Origin of the sequence: Aerococcus loyolae (assembly GCF_002871915.2) — a bacterium.
GTDB lineage: Bacteria > Bacillota > Bacilli > Lactobacillales > Aerococcaceae > Aerococcus > Aerococcus loyolae.
This window is the reverse complement of record NZ_CP126958.1, coordinates 1,548,164-1,566,356: the sequence shown is the minus strand read 5'-3', so window position 1 is coordinate 1,566,356 and position 18,193 is coordinate 1,548,164. Positions and strand designations below refer to the sequence as shown.

Annotated in this window: 9 protein-coding genes; 6 read left to right on the top strand and 3 right to left on the bottom strand. The window is 45.8% G+C overall.

Annotation, left to right across the window (positions count from 1 at the left end):
- Window positions 1–2: 2 nt before the first annotated feature.
- On the top strand, window positions 3–7,496 hold the full coding sequence (locus CJ190_RS07015; RefSeq protein WP_102723042.1) for a YPDG domain-containing protein: 7,494 nt from the start codon (window positions 3–5) through the stop codon (window positions 7,494–7,496).
- A gap of 206 nt (window positions 7,497–7,702) precedes the next feature.
- On the opposite strand, the gene CJ190_RS07010 is transcribed toward CJ190_RS07015, so the two are convergent.
- Entirely contained in the window at window positions 7,703–8,845 is a 1,143-nt protein-coding gene (locus CJ190_RS07010; protein ID WP_064292195.1) for an MFS transporter, read from the bottom strand.
- Window positions 8,846–9,155: 310 nt separating this feature from the next.
- On the opposite strand from CJ190_RS07010, the gene CJ190_RS07005 reads away from it, so the two are divergent.
- Both CJ190_RS07005 and CJ190_RS07000 read left to right on the top strand, forming a co-directional pair.
- A complete protein-coding gene (locus CJ190_RS07005; protein ID WP_064292194.1) occupies window positions 9,156–10,346 on the top strand; it encodes an oxidoreductase in 1,191 nt (396 codons plus the stop codon).
- A 90-nt stretch (window positions 10,347–10,436) separates the two neighbouring features.
- Complete coding sequence (locus CJ190_RS07000; protein ID WP_168162790.1) at window positions 10,437–11,366, top strand: diacylglycerol/lipid kinase family protein; 930 nt, start codon at window positions 10,437–10,439, stop codon at window positions 11,364–11,366.
- 155 nt (window positions 11,367–11,521) lie between these two features.
- Here CJ190_RS07000 and nth read toward each other — a convergent pair whose 3' ends face one another.
- A complete protein-coding gene (gene nth, locus CJ190_RS06995) occupies window positions 11,522–12,184 on the bottom strand; it encodes an endonuclease III (protein ID WP_064292192.1) in 663 nt (220 codons plus the stop codon).
- A 181-nt stretch (window positions 12,185–12,365) separates the two neighbouring features.
- Window positions 12,366–14,237: a flavocytochrome c gene (locus tag CJ190_RS06990; protein WP_064292191.1), complete on the bottom strand. Its 1,872-nt coding sequence runs from the start codon at window positions 14,235–14,237 to the stop codon at window positions 12,366–12,368.
- 278 nt (window positions 14,238–14,515) lie between these two features.
- Between CJ190_RS06990 and CJ190_RS06985 the strand changes: the two genes are divergently transcribed.
- The 3 genes from CJ190_RS06985 (at window position 14,516) to CJ190_RS06975 (ending at window position 18,162) form a co-directional block, all read left to right on the top strand.
- Window positions 14,516–16,057 carry an ABC transporter permease/substrate-binding protein gene (locus CJ190_RS06985; RefSeq protein WP_064292190.1) on the top strand — a complete coding sequence of 514 codons (1,542 nt, stop codon included), beginning with the start codon at window positions 14,516–14,518 and terminating at the stop codon, window positions 16,055–16,057.
- Window positions 16,057–17,025 carry an ABC transporter ATP-binding protein gene (locus CJ190_RS06980; RefSeq protein ID WP_064292189.1) on the top strand — a complete coding sequence of 323 codons (969 nt, stop codon included), beginning with the start codon at window positions 16,057–16,059 and terminating at the stop codon, window positions 17,023–17,025. Before CJ190_RS06985 ends, CJ190_RS06980 begins: the two co-directional genes overlap by 1 nt.
- 129 nt (window positions 17,026–17,154) lie before the next feature.
- The gene (locus tag CJ190_RS06975) at window positions 17,155–18,162 is read left to right on the top strand and encodes an ornithine cyclodeaminase family protein (protein ID WP_064292188.1); all 1,008 of its coding nucleotides are present in this window, start codon (window positions 17,155–17,157) and stop codon (window positions 18,160–18,162) included.
- Window positions 18,163–18,193: the final 31 nt, after the last annotated feature.

The following is an 18,193-nucleotide window of genomic DNA, read 5'->3' as shown; positions in this document are numbered from 1 at the left end:
AAATGAACGACAAGGGTGATTTAACCGTTAGTCAAGATGGACTTTCCTACTTGGTTCCTAGCACAGAATTTGTTTCGGCTGTTGGGAAGATTGATGATATCTATTTGTTCTTGAATCCTAATGATAAGAGTCCAAAAGGGTTCCGTTCGACCGAGCTGCCCCCTGTTAATATTCCAATTAGAAAAGGCGATTATAATAAACTTTGGGCGGTTGAAAAACCAGGGACTAGTAAAAAGCACTTGTCCGGATTGGACTTTAAGCAAGATGGCGAAAAAATTACTATTTCAGGTAAGTTTGATTCGGGACAATCCAATGATACAGGCGGTAACCGTGCCTTAGGAATTAATAACCAAGAGGGCGATTTTACCTATAAACAATCCTGGTCAAATTGGTTTATGGTTCGGATACTACCTGTTAAGACCGGTACTCTAATTCGCAATGTTGATGAAGTTGACAAGCATTTCAAAGTCAATGAAATTGAAAATTTAGTGGACATTAATTACGATGCTCTCAAAGGAGTCTGGGTTGACGGTAAGAAAAAATGGGGCCTAAATAATATGTCCAAAGCCCAACTGATTGCAGATATTAAGTCGAAGATTAGCAAACATGTTAATACTGATGGCCTAAAACATGAAATTGGTAGACAAGATTTTGTCGGAACGCTAACCACTGATAAAAATGCTACTTCACCTGAAATTATTGCAACCGCTATCTATTACTCTGAAAAGATCAAGGAAACTCTGGTCAATGATCCTGCTAACTTAAACCCAAATGAACTCGCGTCTATCAAAGCCAAGATAAAAGAACGCAACAAGGCGCTTGGTCTATCTGATGATGACATTACGGTTGACCAATCAGGGAATATTTCCATCCGTATTAAAGATCCAAACTCTAAAGAAAAAGACGGCAAGACGACAGTCAAATTCAAGGAATCAGCGCCTTTGGTAACTGCTAGCTATCCAGAAAAGACCGTTCAAGCGGGGGATACAGTGACCTCAGCGATCACACCAAGTAAGAAGGATGACCCTAACTACAAATTCCCTGAAGGCACAAAATTTGAATTACCAAGTGGAGATGGCGTAAGCAATCCAACTGGTTTAACCGTGGATCCAAAAACCGGTGAAATCACCTATAAGGCTCCAGCAGATGCTGAAGAGAAGGATGTCGAGGGAACGATCAACGTGACCTTACCAGGTGAAGACAAGCCAACACCTATTCCTTATCTCATCCATGTTCAACGTCCAAGTTATGCCAAAGTGAGATATGTCACAAGTGATGGCAAGGATATTGATCCTAAATTTAGAGCAGAAGCTGAAGACAAGTATCCAAGTGAGATTGAAGGTAAACGCGATAGTCGGGTAATCGAATACGCCGGGAAAGAGGACTTCTCTGCGCCTAAATTCGTTGGTTATGTCTTCGAAAAACCACAAGTAAATGGCCAAAACCAAAGCTTCAATCCACAAAAGAATGCCACTCTAGAACTTGTTTATAGAAAAATTGACGAAATCATTCCAGCCGACTCCGGACAAGGCAAGCCTGACGGTTACGTTAAGGTGACCTTTAAGGATGTTGAAGGCGGGAAATTAGACCAAGCGGATGCTGATAAGGTTTACTTCGTCAATCCAAAAGCGGGCGTCAAAATTTCTGAAGACGGCGCGAACTTAGTTGGCAAGGACAAGAATGGTAAAGAGCAAAAAGTTGCTCTGCCAAAAGTTTCTCCTGATGAAAAATATGAGGTTAACTATCACAAACCTTCTGCTAATGAAACCACAACTTGGGCTTACGATAAATATGACCAAGTCGGTAAAGAAATTACCGAAGATAAGGAATTTACCGCCCAAGTCCTTAAACAACAAAAAGAAGAATTCGAACCTAAGTATGAGGACAAGACAGGCATCCCGGGTGAAGAAGTCCCAGTAGAGAAACCAAACTTCACCGACAAGGACGGGAATCCAACTACCGCGCCAAACGGTACCAAGTACGAACTCGGTAAAGACGCCCCACAAGGTGTCACTGTCAACCCAGACGGTAGCCTAACCGTTAAGGTTCCAGAAGGTGCCAAAGACGGCGATGTAATTACTGTTCCTGTTAAGGTAACTTATCCAGATGGAACCAGCGATACAGTCAACGCCAAAGTCACTGTCAGCGATCAAAGTCAAAAGGTTGAACCGAAGTATAAAGACAAGACCGGTATTCCAGGTGAAGAAGTTCCAGTAGAACAACCATCCTTCACCGACAAAGACGGGAATCCAACTACCGCGCCAAACGGTACCAAGTACGAACTCGGTAAAGACGCCCCACAAGGTGTCACTGTCAACCCAGACGGTAGCCTAACCGTTAAGGTTCCAGAAGGTGCCAAAGACGGCGATGTGATTACCGTTCCTGTTAAGGTAACCTACCCAGATGGCACCACAGATACCGTCAACGCTAAGGTGACTGTTAGCGACCAAAGTCAAACCGTGGAGCCTAAGTACAAAGACAAAGTGGGCACCCCAGGCTCATCCGTAAAAGTTGACCAACCAGAATTCACTGGTAAAGATGGCAATCCAACCGAAGCCCCAGAGGGCACTAAGTTTGAATTGGGCAAAGACGCTCCACAAGGCGTAACCGTAAACCCAGACGGTAGCCTAACCGTTAAGGTTCCAGAAGGTGCCAAAGATGGCGACGTGATTACCGTTCCTGTTAAGGTAACCTACCCAGATGGCACCACAGATACCGTCAACGCCAAAGTGACCGTCAGCGACCAAAGCCAAACCGTAGAGCCAAAATACAAAGATAAAGTAGGTACTCCAGGCTCATCCGTAAAAGTTGACCAACCAGAATTCACTGGTAAAGATGGCAATCCAACCGAAGCCCCAGAGGGCACTAAGTATGAATTGGGCAAAGACGCTCCACAAGGCGTAACCGTAAACCCAGACGGTAGCCTAACCGTTAAGGTTCCAGAAGGTGCCAAAGATGGCGACGTGATTACCGTTCCTGTTAAGGTAACCTACCCAGATGGCACCACAGATACCGTCAACGCCAAAGTGACCGTCAGCGACCAAAGCCAAACCGTAGAGCCAAAATACAAAGATAAAGTAGGTACTCCAGGCTCATCCGTAAAAGTTGACCAACCAGAATTCACTGGAAAAGACAGCAATCCAACCGAAGCCCCAGAGGGCACTAAGTATGAATTGGGCAAAGACGCTCCACAAGGCGTAACCGTAAACCCAGACGGTAGCTTAACCGTTAAGGTTCCAGAAGGTGCCAAAGATGGCGATGTCATTACCATTCCTGTTAAGGTAACCTACCCAGATGGCACCACAGATACCGTCAACGCCAAAGTGACCGTCAGCGACCAAAGCCAAACCGTAGAGCCAAAATACAAAGATAAAGTAGGTACTCCAGGCTCATCCGTAAAAGTTGACCAACCAGAATTCACTGGAAAAGACAGCAATCCAACCGAAGCCCCAGAGGGCACTAAGTATGAATTGGGCAAAGACGCTCCACAAGGCGTAACCGTAAACCCAGACGGTAGCCTAACCGTTAAGGTTCCAGCAGGTGCCAAAGACGGTGACGTAATTACCGTCCCAGTGAAGGTAACTTACCCAGACAAAACCACAGATACCGTCAACGCTAAAGTGACTGTCAGCGATCAAAGTCAAAAGGTCGAACCTAAGTACAAAGACAAGACAGGCATCCCAGGTGAAGAAGTACCGGTAGAAAAACCAAACTTCACCAACAAAGAGGGAAACCCAACTACCGCGCCAAATGGTACCAAGTACGAACTCGGTAAAGATGCGCCACAAGGCGTGACCGTAAAACCAGATGGCAGTCTAACCGTTAAGGTCCCAGAAGGCGCTAAAGACGGTGACGTAATTACTGTTCCTGTTAAGGTAACTTATCCAGATGGAACCAGCGATACAGTCAACGCTAAAGTAACTGTCAGCGATCAAAGTCAAAAGGTAGAACCTAAGTATAAAGACAAGACCGGTATTCCAGGTGAAGAAGTCCAAGTAGAACAACCAAACTTCACCGACAAAGACGGGAACCCAACTACCGCGCCAAATGGTACCAAGTACGAACTCGGTAAAGATGCGCCACAAGGCGTGACCGTAAAACCAGATGGCAGTCTAACCGTTAAGGTCCCAGAAGGCGCTAAAGACGGTGACGTAATTACTGTTCCTGTTAAGGTAACTTATCCAGATGGAACCAGCGATACAGTCAACGCTAAAGTAACTGTTAGCGACCAAAGTCAAACTGTTGAACCTAAGTACAAGGACAAGACAGGCATCCCAGGTGAAGAAGTTCCAGTAGAACAACCATCCTTCACCGACAAAGACGGGAATCCAACTACCGCGCCAAACGGTACCAAGTACGAACTCGGTAAAGACGCTCCTCAAGGGGTAACGGTTAAACCAGACGGAAGATTGACTGTTAAAGTTCCAGAAGGTGCCAAAGATGGGGATGTAATCACCGTTCCTGTTAAGGTAACTTACCCAGATGGCACCACAGATACCGTCAACGCCAAAGTGACTGTCAGCGATCAAAGTCAAAAGGTAGAACCTAAGTACAAGGACAAGACAGGCATCCCGGGTGAAGAAGTTCCAGTAGAACAACCATCCTTCAGTGATAAAGATGGCAACCCAACGACAGCACCAGAAGGAACGAAGTACGAACTTGGTAAAGATGCGCCACAAGGGGTGACCGTGGGTCCAGATGGCAGTCTAACCGTTAAGGTTCCAGAAGGCGCCAAAGATGGTGACGTGATCACGGTCCCTGTTAAGGTAACTTATCCAGACGGCACCAGCGACACGGTAAACGCCAAAGTGACTGTCAGCGACCAAAGTCAAACCGTTGAACCAAAATACAAGGATAAAGTGGGCACCCCAGGCTCATCAGTCAAAGTGGACCAACCAGAATTCACTGGGAAAGACGGCAAGACCACTCCAGCTCCAGAAGGGACCAAGTATGAACTCGGTAAAGATGCCCCACAAGGTGTGACCGTGAACCCAGATGGAAGCTTGACTGTAAAAGTGCCAGATGGCGCCAAAGACGGGGATGTAATCACCGTTCCTGTTAAGGTAACTTACCCAGATGGCACCACAGATACCGTCAACGCCAAAGTGACTGTCAGCGATCAAAGTCAAAAGGTAGAACCTAAGTACAAGGACAAGACAGGCATCCCGGGTGAAGAAGTTCCAGTAGAACAACCATCCTTCAGTGATAAAGATGGCAACCCAACGACAGCACCAGAAGGAACGAAGTACGAACTTGGTAAAGATGCGCCACAAGGGGTGACCGTGGGTCCAGATGGCAGTCTAACCGTTAAGGTTCCAGAAGGCGCCAAAGATGGTGACGTGATCACGGTCCCTGTTAAGGTAACTTATCCAGACGGCACCAGCGACACGGTAAACGCCAAAGTGACTGTCAGCGACCAAAGTCAAACCGTGGAGCCTAAGTACAAAGACAAAGTGGGTACCCCAGGCTCATCAGTGAAAGTGGACCAACCAGAATTCACTGGAAAAGATGGCAAGACCACTCCAGCACCAGAAGGCACTAAGTACGAACTTGGTAAGGACGCTCCACAAGGCGTAACCGTGAACCCAGACGGTAGTTTAACTGTTAAAGTTCCAGAAGGCGCTAAAGACGGTGACGTGATCACTGTTCCTGTGAAAGTGACCTATCCAGATGGCACTAAAGATATTGTTGAAGCTAAAGTAACTGTCAGCGACCAAAGTCAAACCGTTGAACCGAAATACAAGGACAAAGTGGGCACCCCAGGCTCATCAGTGAAAGTGGACCAACCAGAATTCACTGGAAAAGACGGCAAGACCACTCCAGCCCCAGCAGGCACCAAGTATGAACTCGGTAAAGATGCCCCACAAGGTGTGACCGTGAACCCAGACGGAAGCTTGACTGTAAAAGTACCGGAAGGCGCCAAAGATGGGGATGTAATCACCGTTCCTGTTAAGGTGACTTACCCAGATGGCACCACAGATACCGTCAACGCCAAAGTGACTGTCAGCGATCAAAGTCAAACCGTTGAACCAAAATACAAGGATAAAGTGGGCACCCCAGGCTCATCAGTCAAAGTGGACCAACCAGAATTCACTGGGAAAGACGGCAAGACCACTCCAGCTCCAGAAGGGACCAAGTACGAACTTGGTAAAGATGCCCCACAAGGTGTGACCGTGAACCCAGATGGAAGCTTGACTGTAAAAGTGCCAGATGGCGCCAAAGATGGTGACGTGATTACCGTCCCAGTGAAGGTAACCTATCCAGATGGCACCAGTGATACGGTAAACGCCAAAGTGACTGTCAGCGATCAAAGTCAAAAGGTAGAACCAAAATACAAGGACAAAGTGGGCACCCCAGGCTCATCAGTGAAAGTGGACCAACCAGAATTCACTGGAAAAGACGGCAAGACCACTCCAGCCCCAGAAGGTACCAAGTATGAATTGGGTAAGGACGCCCCACAAGGTGTGACTGTCAACCCAGACGGTAGTTTAACTGTTAAAGTTCCAGAAGGCGCTAAAGACGGTGACGTCATTACGGTTCCAGTGAAAGTAACCTACCCAGACGGGACCACAGACACTGTGGAAGCCAAAGTCACTGTCAGCGATCACAGTCAAAAATACACACCTAAACCAGTGATTACCTTGGTGGATGACCTGAATAAGATCACTAAGGAAGAACAAGACCAAGCAGTCAAATCGTTGAAAGACTTTAATAAAGACCTACCTAAGGACACGGTCATCACCATCGATAAGGACGGCAATGCGATCTTCACCTACCCAGATGGCACCACAGATCTCATCGAAAAAGATAAAGTCTTTGCTGAACGGGAAACTACCTTGCCACCAGTCTTCAATAAAGTGAAGGAAGGCGACAAGCAAATCAGTGGTAAGACAGAAGCCTTCGCTAAGGTTATTGTGTCGATTCCAGGGCTAGATAAGCCAGTTGAAGTAACTGCTGATAAAGACGGTAATTTCCTTGTTCCAGTTCCTGATGGAATTACACTGAAAGCCAAGGACAAGATTACAGCTACTGCTCAAGGCAAGGATAAGAAGGTTTCAAAAGTAGGAGAAGTGCTTGTGGAAGAAATCCCAACTTCACCGCTACCTTGCCCTTCAAGTCCAGAACCAGCTAGTCCAAGCCCTGAACCTAGTCATCCTTCAGCTCCTCAGGTAGAAGACAATGATCACCCAAGTCAAGAAAGTGGTCATAGTCAACAACCAAGTCAAACAACAGTAGTTGATCACAGTCAACAAGCAAAGACTGATCAGTCTACTGAAACGCTTGCTAAGGAAACTCCTCAAGCACCTGCTACCGCAAGTCCAAAGCTCAGCCAAGTGGAAGAGAAAGAATCTCACACTGAAAAAGCTCCTCAAGCTGAAAGCACATACACTAGCCTACCTAAGACCGGTGTGGTTGCAGCACCAGTAGCCTTGGAACTCTTGTTAGTTGCTGCAGGAGCAATCCTAGCCCTTCCAAGCAAACGGAAAAATAAATAAAAGCTTTTAATCATCACTAGATAATTCTTACCAACCAGTCACTTGATGTAAAAAAAGCTTAAAAGAAAACCGATTTCTCCTAGCTAGATTTTTTACTAGTTAGGGGAGATCGGTTTTTACTTTAGCCAAGAAAAAAGGTGTTGAGGAGCAGAAGGCTTCACCCAACACCATAAGGAATAGTTATTTATAGGAATGAATTGCTAGCATTAAGTAAAATATTTATGGTTAAAGAAAACCAAAAAGAAGACAGCTAAGGCAAAGCCAATGGAAATCCAAAGCGTTCCGCTGAGCCCGAGCGAAGCGATGGTTAAGCTACCCAGTAAACTAGACAGCATGATGGCTAAGTCGTAGGAAGTCGCGCTGACGGAATTAGCTAAGGCTTTGCCATGGTCAACCTGTTTAGTGGTTGCGGTTTGCAGGAGGGTCGTCATCGGCGCAAAGCCTAATCCCCAGAGGGCGAAGGCCAGGTAATTAATCAAGGGACTAGGGACGTTAACCACTAAGATAAAAATGGCGATGGCGGTTAAAGCCGAGATCGCTAGGGTTAATTTAAAGAGATAGCGGTCAATAAAGCGGGCGACAATGCCGATCGATAGGAGGGCGCCAACCCCAAAGGCTGCTTGGGCAGAGGCCACGGCAATGCCTGCTGTTTGGGCAATGAGTTGGATAAAAATGTAAGAAATATATTGGGCCATCACGATCAGAATCGTTGCCAAACTGGCAATCAAAATTCCCTTATTTTTTAAGAGCTTGCCGTAGTTGTTATCAGCGTTGTATTCTTCACCATCTACTGGAGGGAAGAGCTTCAAACCAAGGAGGGCGGAGGCAATAAATAAAAGCGTAATTAAAACAAATCCCATCCGCCAACCAAAGGCCTTAGCAAAAAGCGTTGCTAGAGGTAGGCCGACACTCAATCCAAAAGTCACTCCCGCTAGGACAATGGCAGTTCCACGTCCTGCTAGATGCAAAGGTAAAAAGCCAATAGGGTAAGATCCTAACATGGCCCAGAGTGCTCCCGCAGCTGCTCCGGCGATAATCCGTGCCAAAAAGGCAATGAGAAAGTTGGGGGCAAAAGCAATGCATAAATTGCTGAATGCGAAGAAGCCGCAGACCCATAGCAAGTAGGTTTTCCGGTTGACCTGTGAAAAGGCCCGGGTAATGGGAATACCAACTGCGGCCGACATAATGGCATAGGTTCCAATAAAGAGACTCATTCGTCCTAAAGGCACGTTAAAAGCACTGGCCATTTCTTGCAAGAATCCTGAAGGCAGTAATTCTGAAATCATCGCAATACAAGCAATAAAAGCTAGTATCAATAAATTTTTCCAAGGAAGTTGCTTAGTACTCATAAAACAGTCCTTTCTTTTATTAATAAAATTTTATATAACCATTGCTATCATATCACGAAAGTAGGGGGATAAAAGAAATTTTAAGTCAAAAGAATTGCGAATTTCTCCCAAAAAATAGGATTAGGAATAGTGAATTTTTAAACCTAGTCAATCAATGTTCACGATTGAACAGAAGTAAAATTCATCATTTTCTGGAAATTTTAGCGAATTTTGCTAAAATAATGTCCAAAGGAAAAAACAAAACAGGCCGTTTCTTTTTGGTTCAATAAGAATTATTAAAAAATGGCTTGCTAGCGAAAGGATACTTACTATGACTAAAAAATTAACTGATACCGTTACTTTGCGGCACGGGGCTCAATTAAAGGGCCGGATTGTCCAACCGCCAATGTTAACTAATAGTGGATTGAGTGAAGGTTTTGTCAGTCAAGACACACTCGATTATTACGCAGCGCGTTCAGAATCAGCTGGATTGGTGATTGTCGAATATTGCTATGTGATTAAGGATGGAGGTCCCTCCCATACCTGGGCAGCTAACAAGGAGCAGTTAGGGATCCAAAGTGATGAACACATCGAAGGCTTAAGCAAAATTGCCAAAAGCCTAAAAGCAAAGGGGAACAAGGCCGTTATTCAATTGAACCACTCCGGACGGGAATCTAATTTTCCAGCCCGCCACGGGGGTCGCGCCTTAGCACCGAGTGCCATTGACTTTTCTTTCTTAGACTATCCAGTCCAAGAAATCACTGAAGAAGAAATTGAAGCGACCATTAAGGCCTTTGGAGAAGCTACCCGCCGCGCCATTAAAGCCGGTTTTGATGGGGTAGAAATCCATGGGGCTAACCACTACCTCCACCAACAATTCTTCTCCAAATGGTCCAACCAACGGACCGATAAGTGGGGCGGTTCCTATGAAAACCGGACGCGCTTTATCCGCGAAGTCAATGATGCGGTCTTTGAAGTGGTTAGAAAAGAAGCCCCTGCTGACTTCATTATTGGTTACCGGATCAGTCCGGAAGAAATTCACGGGGACAATGTGGGCTACACCTATGAAGATTCTACCCGCCTAGTGGAAGATTTAGGTAAGGATTATGATTTTGACTATATCCATGTTTCTAACTTAAACTATAAGGGTAAACCCGCTGGTCAAGACAAGACTTACTCCCAATTTTACCGTCAAGTCTTGCCTGACGAGGTGAAGTTAATTGTCGTGGGGGGCATCACTGATGAAGAAAAAGCCCAAGATGCCCTAAACTATGCTGATCTAGCAGCAGTCGGCCGGGGAACTTTGATTGATCCTCAATTTGGGAAGAAAATTTTAGAGGGTCGCGGCGATGAAATAGTCACTGCCATTTCGCCAGAACAAGTGAAAATTTCCAAACTACCACCCGCTTTGATCACCCTCTTCTCAGACCCACAAATGCCATTGAAAATGCCAGGTCGTGAATCGATTTACCATCTGCATGATCTCTATAAGGGAGACGACTATTACCGCGAAGGCTATTAATCGTCAGCTTTTATAAGCTGGTCAAAAGCGAAGAGAGAAGGGCGGCAAGGAGCAAGCCAAGGACTCATTAGACAAAAAGGGGACATGACTGTGATTGAAATTATTTGCCATGAAGAGGCTGGACTAGGCCGGGGAAGGAAAGTATTGGACCAGGTTCAAGCTTATCTTGATGACCACCAGCAGGGCTATCACGTGCATACTAGCGCTTATCCGGGTCATATCTTTGACTTAGTGCCAGAGCTCTTGGATAACTTTCAAAAGGAGAGCCGTCTCTTGGTGATTGGCGGCGATGGGACTCTTCATGAACTAGTTGCCGTCCTCCAAGCTAAGCAAGTCGACATTCCCCTGACCTATTTACCAGCGGGGTCGGGCAATGATTTCTCACGTTATTTCCAGCAGGATAAAAGCAGCTTGTCTGACTATTTAGCCCCTTTAGTGAAAGGACGGTCTCCTAAAACGCTGCCCATCTACCACTACCAATTGGGCCAAGAGGGACGTAGACGGTCTTTGGTCAATAGTTTAGGGCTGGGTTTTGATGGTGTCGTCATTGAGCAAGCCATCAAGCTTAAAGAAAGTCAGGGAATCTTCCGCAAGCCCTGGGGCAATAAATTGCGTTACCTCGTAGGGCTCTTTCAATGCTTACCCCGGCTGTCACTTTTTAATTGCCAGTTGAAGATTGATGGCCAGCCCTATCATTTTGACCGCTGTGCCTTAGTAGTCTTTATGAATAACCCCTACTTTGGTGGAGGCATTCATCTCTACCCCTTGGAAGAAATCAAGGACCGCAAAGTGTCTGCCATTGTTATTCATGATATTAACCCCCAGGCGATTTTAGACCTCCTCTACCGTATTTTTATCAGTCACCAGCAAGAGACCTCTCCTTATATGACTCATTTAAGCGGGGAAGTGGTTGAGGTGGAGATTGATAGTCCAATGATTAGCCAAGTCGACGGGGAAAGCTTAATGATTGACCAATATCCTGTCCGTGTCTGGCAAGGTCAGCAGCGCTTCTACTTGTAAGCTTAGTTGATAAGTATATAGAGTCCTACTGAGCGTTTTGACTCCCATGGCTGACCTTTATATTCTGAGAGATATTAAAATTAGCGCTGACCTCGTGTCAGGCAGAAAGAAAGCGAGCAGTCCGAATAAGGGACCTGCTCGCTTTTAAATTGATCTTATTTTTCGCCTGCTTTAGGGAGCAGATCTTCTTCACTGGGATCAGGAAGGTGAAATAATTGCTCATAGGCATAGCATTGCGGATTTCTAGCAGTACAAATGTAACGGCCAAAGCGAACTAAGGCTTGGTGGGCTTGCCGCCATTGCGATTCATCAAGTAAGTCAGTGACCCGTTTCTCGACCTCTTTCACGCTGGCGTCTTGGTCAACGATGCGATGGTGCTTGCAGACTCTTTGAACATGGGTATCGACCGCAAAGGCGGGGACATCATAGGCGATGCTCAGGACCACATTAGCCGTTTTACGCCCGACACCAGAAATGCTTTCGATGGCCTTACGGTCTTTAGGGACCTGACCATTGAAGTCCTCAATAATTTGTTGGGCAGCTTTTTGGATGTATTTGGCCTTATTCTTGTAGAGGCCAATGGGTTGGATATAGGGTTCCAGGTCTTTAGGACTGGCTTGGGCCATCTTTTCGGCGGTGGGGTAGTCCCTGAATAATTTGGCAGTGACCTTATTGACTCCTTGGTCAGTCGATTGGGCGCTGAGAATCACAGCAATCAGCAATTGAAAGTTGGTTTCATAGTTTAATTCAGTGGTCACATGCGGGTAAAACTTAATCATCTCTTGGAGGAGATAATAGGCATTTTGGTCAGATAACATAAGGGTCACCTTTCTTAGTGGAATTCAGCAAGAAATTCTTTTCTTTGAAAGAAAATATTGCTAGTGATAACTATACTTTACCATGACTAGCGGGAATTCGCTGGGTTAACCCTTGCAATCAAAAAAGCTGAGCACTTTTGTACTCAGCTCTTTTAGTCGTTATAGCTTATAAGGCTTTTATTTAAGCTTCTTGGCTGGCGTTCTTACCGGCAATCCGTCCATAGGTAAAGATATCAGCTAAGGCATTACCACCTAAACGGTTACCAGCATGGACACCTCCGGCTACTTCACCAGCAGCGTATAGGCCCTTGATGATTTCGCCGTCTTGGTTGATGACATGGGCATCAGTATCGATCTTCAAGCCACCCATAGTGTGGTGGACAGCTGGTTTACGTGGGGTCGCATAGAATGGTGCGACTTCTACCTTCAAATCGAAGGCATTCTTATGGAAATCAGGGTCTTCCCCTTGGTCCACATAAGAATTATAGGTAGCTACGGTTTCTTCTAGCACACTTGGGTCGATGCCAATTTGTTCGGCTAATTCGCCAATGGTATCAGCCCGGTAGAGGGTACCGTCTTTTACTTGTTGGTCGATTTTTTCTTGGCTGGTATTGTAGGCTGTCTTCTTAATTTCATCGTCAGCAATTAAGTAGAAGAGACTGCCGTTAGCGATGGCTGCCTTGGAAATTTCATCCCGGGTACCAAATTCATTAACGAAACGTTTGCCTTCTTGGTTGACCATGAGGAAGTTTGCTGGTGGAACTTGGAGACCGGTGAAGAGTGCTCCGGTTTCTGGGTCACAGGTTGGGAGCATTTGGATCATGCCCATGTCGACTAAGTCAGCGTGGACTTGTTCTCCTAATTGAATCCCGTCACCAGTGATGGCAGGGGAGTTAGAGGTTTTAATATCATCGTCAATCCGTTCCCAGTAGGTGTTGTATTCTTGGAGCATCTTGGTGTTGGCCCCAAAACCACCAGAACCTAGAACAACGGCTTTGGCATTAACGGTTAAGCTAGCGCCTTGGTGGTCTGCTTTCACCCCAACCACACGGTCGTTTTCTACTAATAATTCTTTAACGCGGGCATCAGTGATGATTTGGCCGCCATTGTCTAAGATGAATTTTTCGAGGTTCTTGACATAGGCATAGCCGTTGTCACTGGTTGGTTGGTGACCACGCCGCCACATTGCCCCAACTGGCATTTCCACACTCTTGTAGTTGAAGTCCACCCCAATGTCTGATAACCAGTGAACGGAGTCCAAAACGTTATCGGTTAAGGTCTTGACCAGGTCGTAGTTCCCATAGACTTGATTACCCTTGAGGTCAGTCCGCTTACCACCGAGGTAGGTTTGAATCCGGTGTAAGAGGGTGGAGTCGAAGAGGTATTCATCCTTACCTTCAACTTCGTCTAAGTAAGCCTTAATTTGCTTTCTTAGTTCACGGAAGTCTTCCAGGTATTCTTGGTCGATTTCACTTTCATCAAGATTGTAGATTTCTTCTAGGGTGTGGTCTTCACCAGGGAGGGCCTTGAATTCATTTTGCCATTCAGGGTCAGCAGCGTTCATTGGGCCACCGGTACGGACGGTATTTCCCCCGATCACAGGGAATTTTTCCAGTAAGATAACCTTCTTACCGTTTTGTAAACTAGCAGCAGCTGCGGATAAACCAGCACCACCACCACCAACGACTACCACATCCGTTTCCAAGTTTTCGTCTTGGGCTGTTTCTTTTTCAGGTTTAGGACGTTGGCGTAAGACTTCTGGATCAGCGCCGGCTTCTTTAACAGCGTCAGCCACTCCATCGATAATGCCGTGGCTAGACACGGTAGCACCAGAAACGGTATCTACATTTAAGGTTTGCCCAGCGATAATGTCTTGGGGCACTTCAGTAAAGACCGGGCTAGCGATTCCCTTGGTTTCCCCGCTAGAATCGACTTCGATTTTTTCGATTCGGTGTTCAGATAACTCAACTGTCATGGGGAGGGAGCCGTTATGTCCATTAGCACGCACATGATAGGTGCCAGGTTTAAAAGTTAATTCTTTAAATTCACTCATGTTTGCATTCCTTCTTTCTCTTTGGTATTTTCTTGACTCCTTAAGAATAGCACAAGTGACTTGATTTTGTCAGCGCTTACACTCGCTTTGGTAGCCTTTAGCTATGCCTTTTTAAGAAGTCTTTAATGACTGAACGGTTATATAACTAGAGTTAAAAGCCATGCTTTAAAATTGCTATTTACTGTCCTTTAATTTAAGCTAATGAGAGCTTAATTGTCGCGTAGACCTGAGCGATTTCAGTCAACAATGAAAAGCAAGCATAGTAAGAGGATGGACAAATGATTGCAGAATTAGGAAGTATTTTTCAAGAACGTGGCAGTGACTTACTAGCGGCCAGCTGGGAACACCTGACCCTGTCTTTAACCGCCTTATTAATTGCCCTTATCATCGGGATTCCTTTAGCGATTGGACTTCGCTCTCAGCCCCGGATTGCTGAGGGGGCTCTGCAGGTCACCAGTGTTTTACAAACCATTCCTTCATTAGCACTTTTAGGGCTTTTAATTCCTTTAGTTGGGATTGGGACGGTGCCAGCCTTAATCGCCTTAGTTGTTTATGCTCTCCTGCCTATTTTTCAAAATACCTATGTGGGCCTCACAGAGATTGATGCTTCTATCGAAGAGGCGGCGCTGGCCTTTGGGATGTCACCCCTGCGACGCTTATTAAAGGTGGAGATACCGATTGCCTTACCCGTCATTGTATCTGGCATCCGCCAAGCCCTGGTTTTAATTATTGGAACGGCTACCCTTGCTGCTTTGATCGGTGGCGGGGGCTTGGGAACTTTTATCCTCTTGGGAATTGACCGTAACCAACCGCTTTTGACACTAGTGGGGGCAATCGCTTCGGCCCTCTTAGCTTTGACCTTTTCCGCCTTGATTAAGTTCTTGCAGAATAAGCGACCCCTGGTGGTAGTGACTAGTCTCTTGGGACTTTTCCTGGTGATTGGCGGGGTGAATCTTTACCAAAATGTTCAAGCCCCTGATCAAAAAGTGGTGATCGCCGGGAAATTAGGCAGTGAGCCAGATATTTTGATCAATATGTATCAGGAACTCATCCAAGCTGAAAATGACCAGATTCAAGTGGAATTGAAGCCCAACTTTGGAAAGACCAGCTTTCTCTTTGAGGCCCTTGACCACCAAGAAGTGGATGTCTATCCTGAATTTTCCGGCACCATCCTTGGCAGCCTTTTGGGAAATACGCCGACTAGCAGTTCTGGAAAGCTTTCTAAGGAAGAAACCTATGACCTAGCTAAGCAGGGCTTGGAGGAAGAATACCAACTCACCTTATTAGAACCCATGGCCTATGAAAATACCTATGCTATTCTGATGCGCCGCGACCGAGCTCAAGCCATGGGAATTGAAAAAATTTCTGATTTAAAGCCCTATGCGGATAAGTTAAGGGCGGGCTTTACTTTAGAATTTATTGACCGCGAAGACGGCTACCAAGGCATCCAATCTCTTTACCAGATGCAATTTGGCCAAGTCTCCAGTATGGAACCGGCTTTACGCTACCAAGCTATTGCCCAGGGGGAGGTCGACCTGGTGGATGGTTATTCGACCGATAGTGAAATCAAGGCCTACGATCTAGTGGCTTTAGAGGATGACTTGGGCCTCTTCCCCCACTACCAAGGAGCGCCCATGCTAAGATTCGACTATGCCAAAGACCACCCCCAAGTAGTAGCGGCCCTGAACCGCTTAGGGGGCATGATTACTGAGGAAGAAATGATTCAAATGAACTACCAGGTCAGTCAAGAAGGACAGTCAGCCCAAGACGTCGCCCATCAGTTCTTGCTTGACAAAGGCTTGATTGGAGGTGACCAATAATGAAAGATTTTATCCGTTTTGAATCTGTGAGCAAGGTCTACCAAGATAAAATAGTGGTTGATCACTTAGACCTAGCCATTTCAAGCGGGGAATTCTTTGTCCTAGTAGGTCCATCAGGGAGTGGTAAAACTACCACCCTAAAAATGATTAATGGTCTAGTCCAACCAGAATCAGGCAGGGTCTACTTTAAGGGGCAAGATATCCGTTCCTATAACTTAAATAAAATGCGCTGGCAGATGGGCTATGTTCTGCAAGATATTGCCCTCTTTCCCACCATGACTGTGGAAGAGAATATCGAAACCATTCCAGAAATGATCGGTATGGCTAAGGAGGAACGGCAGGCCAGGACCAGAGAGCTCCTCGACCAGGTCGGCTTAGATCCAAAAAAATATAGCCAACGTTATCCTCACGAACTCTCTGGGGGTGAACAGCAGCGGATAGGGATCTGTCGGGCCATTGCTGCTAAACCGCCTTTGATTCTTATGGATGAGCCTTTTTCCGCCTTAGATCCACTTTCTAGAGAATCGCTCCAGGATCTTTTACTGGACCTCCACCACAAAATCCAAACCACCATTGTCTTTGTTACCCATGATATGGATGAAGCCTTGCGCTTGGGGGACCGGATTGCCATCATGCAAGGCGGGCGCTTAGTCCAGGTTGATAGCCCTAAAAATATCAAAGCCAAGCCAGCCAATGAATTTGTCCGCCACTTTTTTAAACAGGGGAGTTTAGTGAATGAAGAACCGACCTCGGTCGCTTCACTCTTACAGGCATTGCCAGCGATAAAAGGAGAAGCGGTTGGTAAATTAGCTAACGACCTGCCCCAGCTTGATAGCCAGGCCTCCATGACTGAGCTCTACCAGGTCCTGGCTCAAGAGGAAGCGGTAATTATTAGCCATGAGGGGAAAATATTTGGCCACTTAAGTCGCTCGGAAGTCTTTACTTATCTGGCTGAAGAGAAAAAATAATCGATCAATTTTAACTCAAAAATTGTACTAACCCTTAGCCACTGAAATTGGCCAAGGGCTTTTTTATAACTTTTTTCTGAATTATTGTTACTATATAAGTGGATATTGTTATAGAAAGGAAGTTGTTATATGACAGAAACACGATTATTAGACCAAGAAACCATTAAGAAAATGTTGACCATGGACAAGGTGAATGAAATTGTTGAAAAAACCTTCCAAGAGGTAGGGGAACGTCGGGTCAAGAACCCAACCAAGGTCACCTTAGACCTAGGAAACAACAGTGATTGGCCTGAATATGAAGGTTATATGAATGCGATGCCTGCTTATATTGGTGGCTTAGATGTTGCTGGTTTAAAATGGGTCGGTGGTTTCGATGGCAAACGGAAAGAGGCCGGCTATCCTTACATTAATGGGCTTATTCTCTTGATTGACCCTCAATTAGGAACCTTTAAAGCAGTGATGGATGGGACCTTAATTACTAACCTCAGAACTGGTGCTCAAACGGCTGTTGCCATTAAGTACCTAGGTTTTGAAAAGGGGGCTGACCTTAACTTAGCCCTCTTCGGTACCGGGATGCAAGCTTCTATGCAACTCCATGCCATTGCTGACTGGTTTAATATTAAACACGTTAACCTCTGGCACTACCATGACAAAGGGGTTAAGGAATTTATCGCTGAACATGAAGACTTAGTGGATGGCGATATTGACTATGTGACTGACGTGAAAGAAGCCTGTGACGCCGATATCGTGATCACAGCAACCAAGTCACAAGAAGCCTTACTTGACTACCAAGATGTTTCTGGTGACACGGTCATTATTCCAATTGGTTCCGGTCATGAAATCGGTAACCACCTGATTAACTATTCTGACCACATTGTGGTCGACCACATTGGCCAAGCCCTACACCGTGGCGCTTTAGCGGATGCGGCCACCAAGTCAATTATTGATGAAGACGATATTGACGCAACCATTGGTCAATTAGCTTCAGGTCGTTTAACCTTACCAGGCCTACGTAAGGGGACCACTATCTGCGTACCAATCGGTATCGGTGCTTTAGACATTGCTATTGCTGGTCAATTAGCCAAAGAAGCAGAAGCCGAAAACATTGGTTCCACTTTCTCCTTCAATCCTTATTAATAAAAAGCACTAGAAAAGGCTGCGACAGTTT